At 71.1% G+C, this 14,195-nt stretch carries 16 protein-coding genes; 8 read left to right on the plus strand and 8 right to left on the minus strand.

All coding sequences use genetic code 11. The annotated features are described in order from the left end of the window. From AC2YHB_RS23650 to AC2YHB_RS23660, 3 genes are all read left to right on the plus strand, one after another. Nucleotides 1-1,083: hypothetical protein (locus tag AC2YHB_RS23650; protein ID WP_487354720.1), on the plus strand; the 1,083-nt coding region annotated here is incomplete at its 5' end. Then, nucleotides 1,080-2,252, plus strand: coding sequence for an AI-2E family transporter (locus AC2YHB_RS23655; protein WP_487354721.1), 1,173 nt, complete (start codon nucleotides 1,080-1,082; stop codon nucleotides 2,250-2,252). The genes AC2YHB_RS23650 and AC2YHB_RS23655, both read left to right, overlap by 4 nt. An 11-nt stretch (nucleotides 2,253-2,263) precedes the next feature. Next, nucleotides 2,264-2,944, plus strand: coding sequence for a DUF6629 family protein (locus tag AC2YHB_RS23660; protein ID WP_487354722.1), 681 nt, complete (start codon nucleotides 2,264-2,266; stop codon nucleotides 2,942-2,944). Here the strand turns inward: AC2YHB_RS23660 and AC2YHB_RS23665 are convergent. Next, entirely contained in the window at nucleotides 2,895-3,860 is a 966-nt protein-coding gene (locus AC2YHB_RS23665) for an EamA family transporter (RefSeq protein WP_487354723.1), read from the minus strand. The two genes, AC2YHB_RS23660 and AC2YHB_RS23665, sit on opposite strands and share 50 nt — an antisense overlap. 39 nt (nucleotides 3,861-3,899) lie before the next feature. Between AC2YHB_RS23665 and AC2YHB_RS23670 the strand changes: the two genes are divergently transcribed. Both AC2YHB_RS23670 and AC2YHB_RS23675 read left to right on the plus strand, forming a co-directional pair. Beyond that, complete coding sequence (locus tag AC2YHB_RS23670; protein WP_487354724.1) at nucleotides 3,900-4,451, plus strand: CGNR zinc finger domain-containing protein; 552 nt, start codon at nucleotides 3,900-3,902, stop codon at nucleotides 4,449-4,451. Between the two features lie 63 nt (nucleotides 4,452-4,514). Further along, nucleotides 4,515-5,672 (plus strand): endonuclease, encoded by a 1,158-nt coding sequence (locus tag AC2YHB_RS23675; RefSeq protein ID WP_487354725.1) that lies wholly within the window; start codon nucleotides 4,515-4,517, stop codon nucleotides 5,670-5,672. Between the two features lie 9 nt (nucleotides 5,673-5,681). Here AC2YHB_RS23675 and AC2YHB_RS23680 read toward each other — a convergent pair whose 3' ends face one another. The 3 genes from AC2YHB_RS23680 to AC2YHB_RS23690 all read right to left on the minus strand — a co-directional run bounded on the left by AC2YHB_RS23680 (nucleotide 5,682) and on the right by AC2YHB_RS23690 (nucleotide 8,150). Then, nucleotides 5,682-6,476 carry an alpha/beta fold hydrolase gene (locus AC2YHB_RS23680; protein WP_487354726.1) on the minus strand — a complete coding sequence of 265 codons (795 nt, stop codon included), beginning with the start codon at nucleotides 6,474-6,476 and terminating at the stop codon, nucleotides 5,682-5,684. Between the two features lie 116 nt (nucleotides 6,477-6,592). Continuing rightward, nucleotides 6,593-7,762, minus strand: coding sequence for a 3-hydroxyacyl-CoA dehydrogenase family protein (locus tag AC2YHB_RS23685; protein ID WP_179650696.1), 1,170 nt, complete (start codon nucleotides 7,760-7,762; stop codon nucleotides 6,593-6,595). Between the two features lie 85 nt (nucleotides 7,763-7,847). Then, entirely contained in the window at nucleotides 7,848-8,150 is a 303-nt protein-coding gene (locus tag AC2YHB_RS23690) for a DUF167 domain-containing protein (protein ID WP_308645636.1), read from the minus strand. A 25-nt stretch (nucleotides 8,151-8,175) separates the two neighbouring features. On the opposite strand from AC2YHB_RS23690, the gene nucS reads away from it, so the two are divergent. Beyond that, a complete protein-coding gene (gene nucS / locus AC2YHB_RS23695; protein ID WP_036542132.1) occupies nucleotides 8,176-8,874 on the plus strand; it encodes an endonuclease NucS in 699 nt (232 codons plus the stop codon). 53 nt (nucleotides 8,875-8,927) lie between these two features. Here nucS and AC2YHB_RS23700 read toward each other — a convergent pair whose 3' ends face one another. Then, nucleotides 8,928-10,049, minus strand: a complete 1,122-nt coding sequence (locus AC2YHB_RS23700; RefSeq protein WP_308645635.1) for an LCP family protein — start codon at nucleotides 10,047-10,049, stop codon at nucleotides 8,928-8,930. A gap of 126 nt (nucleotides 10,050-10,175) precedes the next feature. Between AC2YHB_RS23700 and AC2YHB_RS23705 the strand changes: the two genes are divergently transcribed. After that, nucleotides 10,176-10,796: a DUF952 domain-containing protein gene (locus AC2YHB_RS23705; RefSeq protein WP_487354727.1), complete on the plus strand. Its 621-nt coding sequence runs from the start codon at nucleotides 10,176-10,178 to the stop codon at nucleotides 10,794-10,796. A 3-nt stretch (nucleotides 10,797-10,799) separates the two neighbouring features. Here AC2YHB_RS23705 and AC2YHB_RS23710 read toward each other — a convergent pair whose 3' ends face one another. Beyond that, a complete protein-coding gene (locus AC2YHB_RS23710; protein ID WP_036542129.1) occupies nucleotides 10,800-11,324 on the minus strand; it encodes a ferritin in 525 nt (174 codons plus the stop codon). A gap of 37 nt (nucleotides 11,325-11,361) precedes the next feature. Beyond that, nucleotides 11,362-11,565: a hypothetical protein gene (locus AC2YHB_RS23715; RefSeq protein ID WP_036542127.1), complete on the minus strand. Its 204-nt coding sequence runs from the start codon at nucleotides 11,563-11,565 to the stop codon at nucleotides 11,362-11,364. 83 nt (nucleotides 11,566-11,648) lie between these two features. On the opposite strand from AC2YHB_RS23715, the gene AC2YHB_RS23720 reads away from it, so the two are divergent. After that, nucleotides 11,649-12,008: an ArsC/Spx/MgsR family protein gene (locus tag AC2YHB_RS23720; RefSeq protein WP_487354728.1), complete on the plus strand. Its 360-nt coding sequence runs from the start codon at nucleotides 11,649-11,651 to the stop codon at nucleotides 12,006-12,008. A 48-nt stretch (nucleotides 12,009-12,056) separates the two neighbouring features. On the opposite strand, the gene AC2YHB_RS23725 is transcribed toward AC2YHB_RS23720, so the two are convergent. Continuing rightward, nucleotides 12,057-14,087: a protein meaA gene (locus AC2YHB_RS23725; RefSeq protein ID WP_051931714.1), complete on the minus strand. Its 2,031-nt coding sequence runs from the start codon at nucleotides 14,085-14,087 to the stop codon at nucleotides 12,057-12,059. Between the last annotated feature and the right edge of the window lie 108 nt (nucleotides 14,088-14,195).

Consider the following 14,195-nt stretch of genomic DNA (forward strand, 5'->3'; position numbering starts at 1 on the left):
CAGGCGGCGACGTCGCCCCGTCCGTCCGGCGCGCCGCGCGGCGCCGCGTCGCAGGCGGCCTCGCCCCGCCCGGTCGGCTTCACCGCCCCGTCCGGCGGCCTGCCGATCGTCCGCAAGGGCGGCTACGACCGGGACGCGGTCGACGCCCAGATCCGGCAGCTGTCCAGCGAGAAGGCCACGCTCGGCGCCAGCCTGACCGAGTCCGAGCAGCGGGTCATCGAGCTCGAGCAGGAGCTCGCGAAGGTGCGCGCCGAGCTCGCGGAGACCGACAACCCGTCGTACGCCGGGCTCGGCGGGCGGGCCAGCGCGATGCTCCGTCTCGCCGAGGAGGAGGCCGCCGAGATCCGCACGGTCGCCGAGTCCGACGCGCTCGAGATCCGCGAGCAGGCCACCCGCGACGCCAAGGCGATCCGCGCCGAGGCGGCCCGCGAGGCCGACGACATGCGCGCCGTCCAGCTGCGCGAGCTGGAGGAGAACCGCACCCGCCTGCTCACCGACGCCGAGCAGGAGCGGGCGCTGGCGAAGAGCGAGGCGGCCGACGTGCTCGCCTCGGCCAGGCGCGAGGCCGACCAGCTGCGCCTCGCCGCCCAGCAGGAGGTCTCCGAGCAGCGCAGCCAGGCCCAGCGCGAGGTCGAGCAGGCCCGCGCCGCGGTCGACCGCGAGGTCCAGGAGGCCCGCCGGGCGCTGGCCGTGGAGAAGGAGCGGCTCGCCCGCGAGGCGACCGACCACCACAACAGCGCGGTCGCCGAGACCCGCCGCCTGGTCGAGGAGGCCGAGCAGCGGGCCAACGCGGCCGAGGCGCGTGCTGCCGAGGCCAGCAAGCAGGCGACCGAGAACCGCGCCGCGGCACAGTCGGAGGCCGAGGCCGCCCTCCTCCGGGCCCGCCGCGAGGCCGAGCAGATCGTGGCCTCCGCCCGCGCCCAGGCCGAGGCGGTCACCGCCTCGGGCAACTCCGAGGTCGAGCGTGAGATCTCGGCCCGCCGGGCCGAGCTCGACCGGCTCACCAAGCGCCGCGCCGCCATCACCGCCCAGCTGTCCTCGCTCGCCGACCTGGTCGCCGGCTTCGGCGAGGACGACAGTTGAGCCGAAGCGACGATGTCGCCGCTGACCCCGTCGACGACGCGACCAGCGCCGTCGACGGGGTGAGCGAGCACGGCGGGATCGACCCCGCCGCCCCGGCGCCGAACGACCCCGAGGCGCCGTACGGCACGATGGGTGAGCCGTTCGACCGGCGCTCGCCGTTCTACTACGGCTTCGTGGGTGCCCTGGGCGCCCTGTCGGCGTTCTGGCTGTTCCAGGCCGTCGCCGGCATCGGCTCGGTGCTGATGCTCGTCGTCGTGTCCTTCTTCCTCGCCGCGGGGCTGAACCCGTCGGTCGAGTTCCTCGAGCGCCACAACCTGCGGCGCTCGTTCGCCGTGACGCTGGTGATCGTCATCGCGCTGGCGACCGTGGCGCTGTTCGTGGTCGCGATCGTCCCGGTGATCACCGACCAGGTGCAGTCGATCACGAAGAGCGCCCCCGGCTGGCTGGACGAGCTGCAGAAGAACAAGCGGATCCAGGAGCTCAACCACGAGTACGACATCATCGACAAGATCAAGGCGAAGATCACCGACGAGAACTTCGTCTCCGCGCTGTTCGGCGGTGCGCTCGGCTTCGGCCTCAAGATCGTGTCGGCGCTGTTCAACCTCTTCGTCATCGTCGTGCTGACGCTGTACTTCCTCGCCTCCCTCAAGACGACCACGGGCGCGATGTACAACCTCGCCCCGGCCTCGCGCCGCGACCGGGTGGCCAAGCTCGGCGACAAGGTGATCGCCAACATCGGCGGCTACGTCTCCGGCGCCTTCCTCGTGGCCCTGTGCGCCGGGCTGACCTCACTCGTCTTCCTCTGGTTCACACCCATCGGCAAGTACGCCGTCGCGCTGGCCTTCGTGGTTGCGGTGCTCGACGTCATCCCGATGATCGGCGCCACCCTGGGCGCGGTCATCGTCTGCGCGATCGCGTTCGCGACCGACGTGAAGACCGGCATCATCTGCGTCGTCTTCTACGTGGTCTACCAGCAGGTCGAGAACTACGTGATCTACCCGCGGGTGATGAGCAAGTCGGTCGACCTGCCGGGCGCCGTGATCGTGATCGCCGCCCTCGTCGGCACCGCCCTGCTGGGCGTCGTCGGCGCACTGCTCGCGATCCCGGCGGCCGCCGCGGTGCTGCTGGTCGTGCGCGAGGTCGTCGTCAAGAGGCAGGATCTTCGCTAGGAGGACCCGGCATGTGCTTCTCGGCGGAGATGGACCTGGCCGCCGGCCTGGTCGTGACCGGCATCGGGGTCGACACGCTGCGGCAGGTACGCACCCGCGACCAGCTCGCGCTGGGGCTGCTGCCCCTGGTCTTCGGCGCGCACCAGCTGGTCGAGACATTGGTGTGGTGGAACCTCGAGGGCCACGTGTCCACGCCGGCGGCCGACCTCGCGGCGTGGACCTACGTGGCGATCGCGCTGGTCGTCGTTCCGGTGCTGGTTCCCTACGCCTTCCTGCGCCTGGGTACGACGAACCGCCCGGTCCTCGACCGGCTCTTCCTCGCCTCCGGCCTCGCCGCCGCCGGCGCCGGGCTGTTCGCGATCGGCTTCGAGCCGGTCGGCCGCCACATCGACGGCCACCACATCGCCTACCACCCGGGGGTGGCGTGGTCCGGCGTCGTGCTGGCCGCGTACGTCCTGGCGACCTGCGGACCGAGCCTGTTCGCGCGCAGCCCGGAGCTGCGGTGGTTCGGGATCGGCAACCTGCTCGTCGTCTCGTTGCTGGCGTGGCTCCAGCAGAACGCCGTGATCTCGCTGTGGTGCGTGTGGGCGGCGTCGACGAGCGTGCTCATCGACCTGGCCCTGCGCAGCGGGCGCGCGTCGGTCAGGCGAGCACGGGCTCCTCGTGCTCGACAGTCCGCTCCCCCAGCTTGACCCCGACGACGCCGACCAGGATCAGCGCCCCGCCCGCGAACTGGACCGGTCCGGGCAGCTGGCCCAGCAGCGCCCAGGCCCACAGGACCGCGAGGACGACCTCGCTCAGCGCGACGAAGGACGCGAGCCGCGAGCCGAGCCGGCGGCTCGCCGCGATGCCGGTGCCGTAGGCGAGCGCGGCCGTGACGAGGCCGAGCGCGAGGATCGCGACCCAGGGCGCGACCACGAGGCCGGCGTACTCGACGTGGGCGGAGGCGGTCCGCACCGGCATCAGCCCGAGCAGGCCGATCAGGCCCAGGAAGGCACCGCCGACGATCAACCCTCCGGTCGCCAGGGCCATGGGCGGCAGGCCGCTGCGGTCGTCGGCCGAGATGACGAAGTACGCCGCCGCGCCGACCATCGCGCCGAGCGCCCAGGCAGCGCCGCGGACGTCGAAGTCGGCGCCGGAGAAGAGGTCGAGCACCAGCAGCAGGCCGAGCGCGGCGACGGCGGCGCCGACGACCGTGAGCCGGCCGGGACGCTGGCCGTGGGCGGCCCACATCCACACGACGACTGCGGCGGGCGCGGTGTACTCGATGAGCAGGGCCGGGCCGACCTCCATCGTCTGCACGGCGGAGAAGTAGCAGAACTGGGCGCCCGCGACGGCCAGGATGCCGTAGAGGACGACCGTCGGCAGCGCCTTCCCGAGCAGGTGCCAGCGGCCCCGCATCGCGGCGACGCCGAAGGGCAGCACGGCGAGGGCGCCGACGGCGATCCGGAGCAGGACGACCCCGCCGGCGGTCCAGCCGCTGTCGAGCAGGGGGCGCGCGAGCGCACCGGACATGCCGAAGGTGGCGGCCGAGACGATCGCGAGCAGCAGGCCGGTCCCGGCGTCCCGGCGGGCCACCACCGGCGTGTCACGAGTCAAGGTCGTCATGACTCATGACGGTAGCCTTGACTGCGGTAACCTGTCAAAGTGGTTTTCACCCATGACACCGCCGCATCGCTCCAGGCCGCGGTCACGCTCGTCAACTCCGAGCTGGAGCCGGTCGGGCTGAGGACGCCCGAGGAGCTCGACGACTTCTTCGCCGACTTCGGCTACACCGGTCGCCACGACGGCGACCAGGCCGAGGTCGACGAGGTGCACGCCATCGTCCCCCGCCTGCGGGCGGTGCTGACGGCACACCGCGACGAGGCCGTGCGGATCGTCAACGAGATGCTCCGGGACGCGCAGGCGCTCCCCCAGCTCCAGCGCCACGACGGCCTGGACTGGCACCTGCACGCGATCGCACCGGACCGTCCCCTCGCCGAGCGGATCGTCGTCGAGACCGCGATGGCGATGATCGACGTGATCCGCGCCGACGAGATGTCCCGGCTCGCGATCTGCGCCGACGAGGCCTGCGAGGGCATCGTGCTCGACCTGTCCCGCAACCGCTCCCGCCGCTTCTGCTCGGTCACGTGCGGCAACCGCAACGCGGTCGCGGCGTACCGTGCCCGGCAGGCGGAGGCGGAGGAGGCCGGCGAGTGACGTCCGTGTGACATCTCGGCCGGGGGTCTGGCCGGGCCGGCCCGCGCGGGGCAGGATCTGCCCATGACTCGCATGCTCGGGATGCGACGACGCCCTCTGGGCGCGCTCGTCCTCACCCTCCTCCTCTCGTCCCTGCTGCTCGTCGCCCCGCGACCGGACACGGCCGCCGCGGCGACGCCGATCACCGTGACGCAGGCGATCGCCACCCAGAACTCGTCCGTCGCGACGGTCCGCGGGTACGTCGTCGGGCAGCCGACCGCGACCTCGACCGTCGTCACCAGCGGCTTCCCCAACGACTACGCGCTCGCGCTCGCGGACTCCCCCGGCACGACCTCGACCAGCCAGATGGTCTACGTGCAGATCCCGTCGGCCTTCCGCGCGTCCTTCGGGCTGCGGTCGAACCCCTCGCTCATGGGCAAGCAGATCGACGTCACCGGCACGCTGGCGGCGTACTTCTCGCATCCCGGCCTGAAGGACGGCACCGCGTTCGCCGTCGTCGGCAGCGGCGGAGGCGGGGGCGGCGGCACCGACCCCTCGATCCCCGCGGGCTACTACGACCCCGCTGCCGGCAAGAGCGGCGCCGCGCTGGCGACCGCGCTGCACGGGATCATCGACGGGCACACGACACTGACCTACGCCCAGGTCTGGGAGGCGCTGAAGGTCACCGACGCCGACCCGAACAACTCCAGCAACGTGATCGAGTTCTACTCCGGGCGCTCGATCGCCAAGACCACCAACGGCGGCGACCCCGACGACTGGAACCGCGAGCACACCTGGCCGCAGAGCCACGGGGGCTTCGGCACGAGCAACGGTCCCGGAACCGACCTCCACCACCTGCGGCCCGAGGACGTCACGGTCAACTCCACCCGCGGCAACAAGGACTTCGACAACGGCGGCTCCGCGGTCGCCCAGTGTCCCGACTGCTTCTCCGACGCCGACTCGTTCGAGCCGCGCGACTCGGTCAAGGGCGACGTCGCCCGCGGACTGATGTACATGGCCGTGCGCTACGAGGGCGGCGACGGCTTCGCCGACCTCGAGCTCAACGACAGCATCAACGGGTCGACCGCCTATCTCGGCAAGATCTCGGTGCTGCTGGCCTGGCACGCGGCCGACCCCGTGTCGGCGGCCGAGCGGGCGCGCAACAACCTCATCTACGGCAGCTACCAGGGCAACCGGAACCCCTTCATCGACCACCCGGAGTACGCCGAGTCGATCTGGTGAGCGCCCCGCTCAGTCCCCCAGGAACCGCTTGAGCACCTCGAGGAAGAGCTCGGGGCGCTCCGAGTGCAGCCAGTGGCCGGTGTCCTTCAGGGTCACCTTGCGGTTGCGCGGGAACCAGCGGTCCATCGCGGCGTCGTACGCGGGCTGGACGTAGCTCGACCGGCCTCCGGCGAGCCACAGCACCGGTCCGTCGTACGGCGCCGCGCCGGCCAGCTCCTCCTCCGGCCAGTCGCTGATGACCCCGAGGTCACGGTCGAGCACGTCGAGGTTGGCCTGCCAGCTCCAGCCCGACGCGGCCTCGGGGTCGCGGCGCAGGTTCTGCAGCAGGAACGAGCGCACGACGGGGTCCGGCACCGCCGGCTCCAGCAGGCGCTCGGCGTCGGAGCGGTGCACGACCTGGGCGAGGTCCATGCCGCGCATCGCCTCGATGTAGCCCGGGAACTCCCGGCTCTCGTCGTAGCGCACCGGCGAGATGTCGGCGACGCAGAGGCGCTCGACGCGCTCGCGGTGCAGCAGGGCCAGGACCATGGCGACCTTGCCGCCGAGCGAGTGGCCGACGAGGGTCACCGGCTCGTCACCACCGTGCGCGGTGATCGCCTCCGCGACCAGCCGGGCCGACTCGGCGAAGTCGAAGCGCTCGGGCCATGACGAGCGGCCGTGATGCGGGAGGTCGAGCAGCAGCACGCGGTGCTTCTCGGCGAGCTGCTTGGCGATCCCGGTCCAGTTCTTGCCCTGGCCGAAGAGGCCGTGGAGAAAGACCACACGGCTCCCGGTGGAACCGAGAGCCGTGTGGTGAAGCGTCATGCGCCGACCCTATCGGGCGGGCGTGGCGGCATCAGCAGCCAGTGCGGCAGCGCGGCTGGAGGCGCGCGACGGCAGCTTGCTGCCCCCATCAACGCGCCGGAGACGCGCCCGCACCATCAGGAGTAGTCGTGGAAGCCCTTGCCGGTCTTGCGACCGAGCTCGCCGGCCGCGACCTTGTCCTCGAGCGTCTTCGCGGGGGCGAAGCCGGGCTCGCCGAACTCGCCGTACAGCTCCTTCTGGATCGCCAGCGACACGTCGTTGCCGACCACGTCGAGCAGCTCGAACGGGCCCATCGGGAAGGCGGCCGTCTCCTTGATCGCGGCGTCGATCGTGGCCAGCTCCTCGCCACCCTCGGCCAGCTTGATGGCGTCGTTGAGGTAGGGGAAGAGGAGCAGGTTGACGATGAAGCCCGAGCGGTCGCCGGCCGAGACGCCGACCTTGCCGACATTGGCGGTCAGCGCGCGGACGGTCTCGTCGACGTCGGCGGAGGTGTCGGCGGTGGTGATGATCTCGACGAGCTTCATCACGGGGGCCGGGTTGAAGAAGTGCATGCCGATGACGTCCTGCGGGCGGCCGGTGGCCTCGCCGAGCTTGGTGATCGGCAGCGACGACGTCGTGGTCGCGAGGATCGCGCCCGGCTTGACGATCTTGTCGAGGTCGCGGAACAGCTCGAGCTTGATCTCGAGGTCCTCGGCGATGGCCTCGATGACGATGTCGACGTCGCCCAGCGCCTCGCGCTCGACGGCCCCGGTCAGGCGGCCGAGCAGCGCGTCCTTGTCCGCCTCGGTGCCCTTGCCCTTGGCGATGGCCCGGTCGAGGTTCTTGGTGATGTAGCCGATGACGCCGTCGAGCTTCTCCTGGGTGCGGCCGACGTAGACGACGTCGTAGCCGGCCTGGGCGAAGACCTGGACGATGCCGGACGCCATCGTGCCGGTGCCGACGACGCCGACCCGGTTGATGTCGTGCTTGAACTGCGGCGCGGCGGACTCGCCGGCAGCGGCCGCCTCGTCGGCGAAGGTGCGCCCCTCGGCGACGAGCTTCTCCAGCAGGTCGGCCGGCTGGTGCAGGTGGTCGCCGGTCTCGGCGTAGCGCGCGGCGAGGAGGTCACGGACCTGGGCGGCGCCGATCTCGTCGACCACGGTCAGCGGGCCCTTGGGGTAGCCGCAGCCGAAGCGCATCGCGGCGTCGATGTCGGCCACCGAGGCGTAGCCCGACTCGTAGGTGCGCACCGCGTGGTTCAGGTACGGGAGCACCAGCGTGTTGAAGATCTGCTCGCTCGAAGTCATGCGCCGGATTCTGGCAGCCCGAAGGGCCTGCGGCTACCCGTCGGTAACCATGTGGACACATCGAGACGGAAGTCACACGACGTGCTCAGCTCCGCCGGTTCGTGGTGTCGATCCGCAGCTGCTTCGACCGCGACGTCTGGCCGCGCACCAGCGTCACGGCCGAGCGCGGTACGCCGAGCTCGCGCGCCAGCCAGCGGACCAGCTCCTCGTTGGCTCGACCGTCCACCGGGGGCGACGCGAGCCGGACCTTCAGCTCGGCGCCCTCGGGGCCCGTCGGACCGGCCACGCCGGTGCGGGACGCGCCCGGCTGCACCCGGACGGAGAGCAGCCAGGTCGTCGTACTCCCCTGCTCGGGACGCCACCAGGGCTGGTCGGGCTCGATCTCCACGGGGCTGAGGGTATGTTCCTTCCCCGTGAGACTCGTCGTGGCGCGCTGCCAGGTGGACTATGCAGGCCGATTGACCGCACACCTCCCGATGGCGACCCGGGTGCTCATGCTGAAGTCGGACGGGTCGGTGCTCGTGCACTCCGACGGCGGCTCGTACAAGCCCCTGAACTGGATGTCGCCGCCGTGCACCGTGCGCGAGGGCACGACCGACGACGGCCAGGTCGAGTGGACCGTGACGGCGAAGGCACCCAAGGGCCAGACGCCGGACACGCTGCGGATCCTCGTCGAGGAGATCCTCCACGACAGCGAGCACGACCTCGGGATCGACCCCGGCCTGCAGAAGGACGGCGTCGAGAAGCACCTCCAAGAGCTCCTCGCCGAGCACCCCGCGACCCTGTCGGCGGGGCTGACGCTGGTGCGGCGCGAGTTCCCGACCGCGATCGGGCCGGTCGACCTGATGTGCCGCGACGAGGCCGGCCTCAGCGTCGCCGTCGAGATCAAGCGGCGCGGCGAGATCGACGGCGTCGAGCAGCTCACCCGCTACCTCGAGCTGCTCAACCGCGACCCCCTGCTCACCACCAAGGGCGCGGTCCGCGGCATCTTCGCCGCGCAGGAGATCAAGCCGCAGGCCCGCGTGCTCGCCGAGGACCGCGGCATCACCTGCGCCGTCGTCGACTACGACGCCCTGCGGGGGCTCGACAACGCCGAGGACCGGCTGTTCTGATCTCGCGGGCGGAGCGCTCCGCCGCGTGTTGCTGGGCAGAGGTGGTGGCGGGTCTAGCAGAGCCCCGGCGACGCCGGCTCCTCCTCGACCGGCTCCTCGGTCGCGTCCGTCGACGGGTCGCCGGCGGACGCGGAGGCCGACCCCTCCGGCGTACCGGAGGCGCTGCCGGAGGCCGACGGGCTGCCATCGGGGTCGTCGGCCGCGTTGATGGAGTCGTCGCGGAAGTCGCGGGTCAGCTCCTTGTCCTGGCGGACCAGACGCCACAGCTTCGCGACGTCGTCGGTCAACTCGACGCGGCCCTCCTGCGCGGTCGAGTACACCCACGGGGTGGTGACGAAGGAGATGTTGTCGAGGCCGATGCCCTGGAAGGAGCGGGCGAGGTCGGCCATCTGGCCGATGTTCTCGAAGTCGGTGGTGAGTGACTTGGTGGTGGCGTTGATGAAGCCGATCAGCTGGTCGGGACGGGCGAGCATGTCGGCTCGGAGTGCTTCGTTGATCATCGACGCCATGAACGCCTGCTGGCGCTTGATCCGCTGGGGGTCGGTGCCGTCGCCACCGGCGACGCCCTTGCGCACGCGGACGTAGCTGAGCGCCTCGTCTCCCTCGATCTCCCGGGTGCCCGCCTTGAGGGTGATGCCGGCGTCCTCGTCGACGATGTCCTCGGGGATGCAGACCTCGACGCCGTCGAGCGCGTCGACCATGTCCTTGAAGCCGTTGAAGTCGACGACGACGTAGTTGTCGACGAGGATGTCGGTCAGGCTCTCGAACTGCTGGATGGTGCAGCTGGGGCCGGCGACGGCGTAGGCCTCGTTCCAGATCGCGTCGGCCTTGGCCGGCGTGACCGAGCCGTCCTCCTTCTTGCACTCCGGCCGGTCGACGAGCGTGTCGCGCGGGATCGAGATGCCGTAGGCGAACTCCCGGTCGGCCGAGAGGTGGAAGAGGATCGTCGTGTCGGAGCCACCCCCGCCGGCGCCGTCGATCTTGTTGCCCTTGCCCGCGCGGGTGTCGTCGCCCATCACCAGGATGTTGACCTCCTCGCCACCCGACCGGTCCGGTCGGTCGGTCACGAGGTCGTCGACCTTCTTGACCGTCAGGTTGCCGTTCCAGTGGGCGTAGACGAGGGCCACGCCCACGCCGGTCACCAGCCCGAGGCTGACCAGGCTCGCCACGATCACACGCGCCACCGTGCGCCCGGGCTGCGGGGCCTTCCGCCTGCCGCGCCGCCGGGGTCCTGCCGTTGTGTCGGTCATCGCACCCCACCGTAGGGAAGCGAACCAAGCCGTGCTGGCAAGATCGCGGCCATGGCCACGATCTTCCACCTCGCCCTCGCCTCGGAGTGGGCGGCCGCCGAGGCGTTAGGCGCGTACACCACGTCGACGCTCGGCCGGTCGCTGGCCGAGGAGGGCTTCATCCACGCCAGTCGCGCGGACCAGTGGACGGCCGTGCGCGACCGGTTCTACGCCGATGTCGCCGAGCCGCTCGTGCTGCTGGAGATCGACACCGACCTGCTCGACGTACCCGTCGTCGAGGAGCCGCCGGCTCCGGGCGTCGAGGAGACCTTCCCGCACATCTACGGGCGGCTGCCGGCGAGTGCGGTCGTCAAGGCCATCCCGCTCTCCCCCGGTACGACGACCGCCGCACCGCGTCCCGCGGCCCCGGCCGTGGCCACCGCACCTGCGGCCACCGCCGCTCCCGCGGCCTCCGCGCGGCCCGGCGAGAGCTTCTCCCGGACCTACTTCCGCGAGATGTTCTTCAACGTGCTCGTCGTCAGCCTGGCCCTGGTCATCTGCACCGCCGGGCTGGGCATCGGCATGGCCATCGGGGGCGACCGCGCGCCCGGGATCAGCGGCCTGGTCGGCCTCGCGCTCGGCGTCGTGGTGGCGGTGCTGGTCTACCGGCGCCGCCATCCGCGCAAGGCGTAGGGATCAGGCGCCGGCGGCGGCCGGAGCCGTCGGGTCGGCGGCGCCGGCTCCCTGCTCGCGGGCGACCCAGTCCTCGATCGCGTTGATGTCGTCCTTGCTCCGGGTCACCACGGCGAGCAGGTCGTTCATGGTCGCGACCTCCTCGACCTGCTCCTTGATGAACCACTGCATGAACTGCTCGGAGGCGAAGTCGCTCTCCTCGCGCGCGATGCGCAGCAGGCCGTAGATCTGCTCGGTGACGCGCTTCTCCTGCTCGAGGGCGAGGGAGATCGGCGCCGTGATGTCGGCGAAGCCGGAGACCGGCGCCTCGACGCCGGGGATCGCCACGTCGGCGTCGGTGTCGAGGAGGTACTGCACCATCATCATGGCGTGCTCGCGCTCCTCCAGCGCCTGGGCGTAGAAGAAGCCCGCCAGCTGCGGCATCGTCAGGGCGTCGTAGTAGACGGCGCACGCGAGGTACTGGTTGTGCGCGGCGAACTCGTTGCCGATCTGGACGTTGAGCTGGTCGGTGAAGCGTGGTGCAGCCATGCGGGCCACCCTATCCATCAGAGTCGGTGGTCGCGGCTCAGGCGGCCTTCTGCAGCGCCTTCTTGGTGACCTTCTTGCCACTGGTCGTGACCAGCACGCGCCGCTTCACGGTGAAGCCGTCGGGGAGGGTGCCCTCCTTGAGCATGCGCAGGGGGCAGCGGCCGCACTTCGACTTCGAGACGCAGCACTTCGTCTTGGGGAGCTTCTGCTTCCCCTTCGACTTCTTCTTGTCCTTGCCCACGTCACGAGGGTAAGGGATGAGGGTAGGCAGACCTAACTGACGTGACCGGCGTCACAGGTGATGCGGGTCGCTACAGTCACGCCGTGATCGAGATCTGGCTGAACCCCGCCTGCTCCAAGTGCCGCACCGCGGAGAGCGAGCTGAGGGCCGCCGGCGTCGAGTACACGATCCGTCGCTACCTCGACGACCCGCCGACGGTCGCCGAGCTCGAGGACGTGCTGGGCCGGCTGGGCCTGGAGCCCTGGGACATCGCGCGCACCGCCGACGCGAGGAAGCTGGAGCTCACGCTGCCGCCGAAGGCCGCGGACCAGCGTGCGGCGTGGTTGCGCCTGCTCGCCGAGAACCCGCGGCTCATCCAGCGGCCGATCATCACCGCCGCCGACGGTACGACGGTCGTCGGCCGCGACCCCGAGTCCGTGGCTCGGGTGATCGCGGCCGACTGAGCGTCTCGCCTCCGGGCCGGTTGCGGAGCAACCTCCCCGACGACCGGGCTACGCCAGGCCGTTGGCCTTGCGGATGACCTCGACGATGCCGCCCATGATCTCGGTCAGCCCGAAGTCCTTCGGCGTGTAGACCGCGGCCACGCCCAGCTCGAGGAGCGCCTTGCCGTCGGACTCGGGGATGATCCCGCCGACGATGACCGGCACGTCGCCCATCCCGGCGGCCTTGAGGCCGTCGAGCACGGCCGGCACCAGCTCCATGTGCGAGCCGGACAGGATCGAGAGGCCCACGCAGTGGACGTCCTCGGCGACCGCGGCGGCCACGATCTGCTCGGGGGTGAGCCGGATGCCCTGGTAGATGACCTCGAAGCCGGCGTCGCGCGCCCGTACGGCGACCTGCTCGGCGCCGTTCGAGTGGCCGTCGAGCCCGGGCTTGCCGACCAGCAGCCGCAGGCGGCCGCCGAGCTCGTCACCGGTGCGCTGCACGGCCTCGCGGACGGCGGTCAGCTCGGCGCCGGCCTCAGCCACGCCCACGGCGCCGGCGACGCCGGTGGGGGCGCGGAACTCGCCGAACACCTCGCGCAGCACCCCGGCCCACTCCCCCGTGGTCGCGCCCGCGCGGGCGGCGGCGAGGGTGGCGGCCATCAGGTTCGTGCCGGTCTTGGCGTCCTCGGCCAGGCGGGCCAGCGCGGCGTCGACCTCGGCCTGGTCGCGCTGGGCCTTCCACGCCTCGACGGACGCCAGGGCGGCCTTCTCGGCCTCCGGGTCGGCGACCATGATCGCGCCGTCGAGGTCGGCGGTCAGCGGGCTCTGCTCGGTGGTGTCGAACTTGTTGACGCCGACGATGATCTCCTCGCCGGCCTCGATCGCGGCACGGCGCCGGGCGTGGGACGAGACCAGCTCCTGCTTCATGTAGCCCGAGTCGACGGCGGCGATCGCGCCGCCCATCGCCTGCACCCGGTCGATCTCCGCCTTGGCGCCCTCCACGAGCTCGCGGACCTTGGCCTCGACCACCGGGGAGCCGTCGAAGATGTCCTCGTACTCGAGGAGGTCGGACTCGAACGCCAGCACCTGCTGGAGGCGCAGCGACCACTGCTGGTCCCACGGCCGCGGCAGGCCGAGCGCCTCGTTCCACGCGGGCAGCTGCACCGCGCGGGCGCGAGCCTTCTTCGACAGCGTCACGGCGAGCATCTCGAGCACGATGCGTTGGACGTTGTTCTCCGGCTGCGCCTCCGTGAGGCCGAGGCTGTTGACCTGGACGCCGTAGCGGAAGCGGCGCATCTTCTCGTCCTGCACGCCGTAGCGCTCACGGGTGATCTCGTCCCACAGCTCGACGAAGGCGCGCATCTTGCACATCTCCTCGACGAACCGGACGCCCGCGTTGACGAAGAACGAGATCCGGCCGACGACCTTCTCGAAGTCGTCGTCGGAGACCTGACCGGAGTTCTTCACCTGGTCGAGGACGGCGATCGCCGTGCACATCGCGTAGGCGATCTCCTGCACCGGCGTCGCGCCGGCCTCCTGCAAGTGGTAGCTGCAGATGTTGATCGGGTTCCACTTCGGGATCTCGTGGACCGTGTAGGCGATCATGTCGCCGATGAGGCGCAGGGAGTGCTCCGGCGGGAAGACATAGGTCCCGCGCGAGAGGTACTCCTTGATGATGTCGTTCTGGGTCGTGCCCGCGAGCTTGTGGGCGACCTCCGACGGCGACAGGTCGGGGTTCTGCTCCTCCGCCGCGACCTGGTACATCGCGAGCAGCCACATGGCGGTCGCGTTGATCGTCATCGAGGTGTTCATCTCGGTGAGGGGGATCTGGTCGAAGAGCTTGCGCATCTCGCCCAGGTGCGGCACCGGTACGCCGACCTTGCCGACCTCGCCGCGCGAGAGCGGGCTGTCGGGGTCGTAGCCGGTCTGCGTGGGCAGGTCGAAGGCGACCGAGAGGCCGGTCTGTCCCTTGGCCAGGTTGGTGCGGTAGAGCGCGTTGGACGCCTCGGCGGTCGAGTGGCCGGCGTACGTGCGCATCACCCAGGGGCGGTCCTTGGGGTGCGAGGCCTTCTCGGGCGTGGCGGAGGCGTCAGGCATCGAACTCATAGAGCGAAGACTAGGCGGATCACTACCGCTTGGTAACCGCCGTTCGGTGTGTGGTTGTGCACAACGCCACACCCGCGGAAGGGGCTGGTCGTCCCCGGC

The organism is Nocardioides sp. SRI_004, assembly GCF_057586415.1.

Coding starts and splice junctions, on each gene's coding strand:
- AC2YHB_RS23725 (WP_051931714.1), bottom strand. CDS start 14,087: ATGCCTGACGCCTCCGCCACGCCCGAGAAGGCCTCGCACCCCAAGGAC.
- AC2YHB_RS23680 (WP_487354726.1), bottom strand. CDS start 6,476: ATGACGCTTCACCACACGGCTCTCGGTTCCACCGGGAGCCGTGTGGTC.
- AC2YHB_RS23710 (WP_036542129.1), bottom strand. CDS start 11,324: ATGGCTGCACCACGCTTCACCGACCAGCTCAACGTCCAGATCGGCAAC.
- AC2YHB_RS23705 (WP_487354727.1), top strand. CDS start 10,176: ATGGCCACGATCTTCCACCTCGCCCTCGCCTCGGAGTGGGCGGCCGCC.
- AC2YHB_RS23675 (WP_487354725.1), top strand. CDS start 4,515: ATGACTCGCATGCTCGGGATGCGACGACGCCCTCTGGGCGCGCTCGTC.
- AC2YHB_RS23665 (WP_487354723.1), bottom strand. CDS start 3,860: ATGACGACCTTGACTCGTGACACGCCGGTGGTGGCCCGCCGGGACGCC.
- AC2YHB_RS23685 (WP_179650696.1), bottom strand. CDS start 7,762: ATGACTTCGAGCGAGCAGATCTTCAACACGCTGGTGCTCCCGTACCTG.
- AC2YHB_RS23660 (WP_487354722.1), top strand. CDS start 2,264: ATGTGCTTCTCGGCGGAGATGGACCTGGCCGCCGGCCTGGTCGTGACC.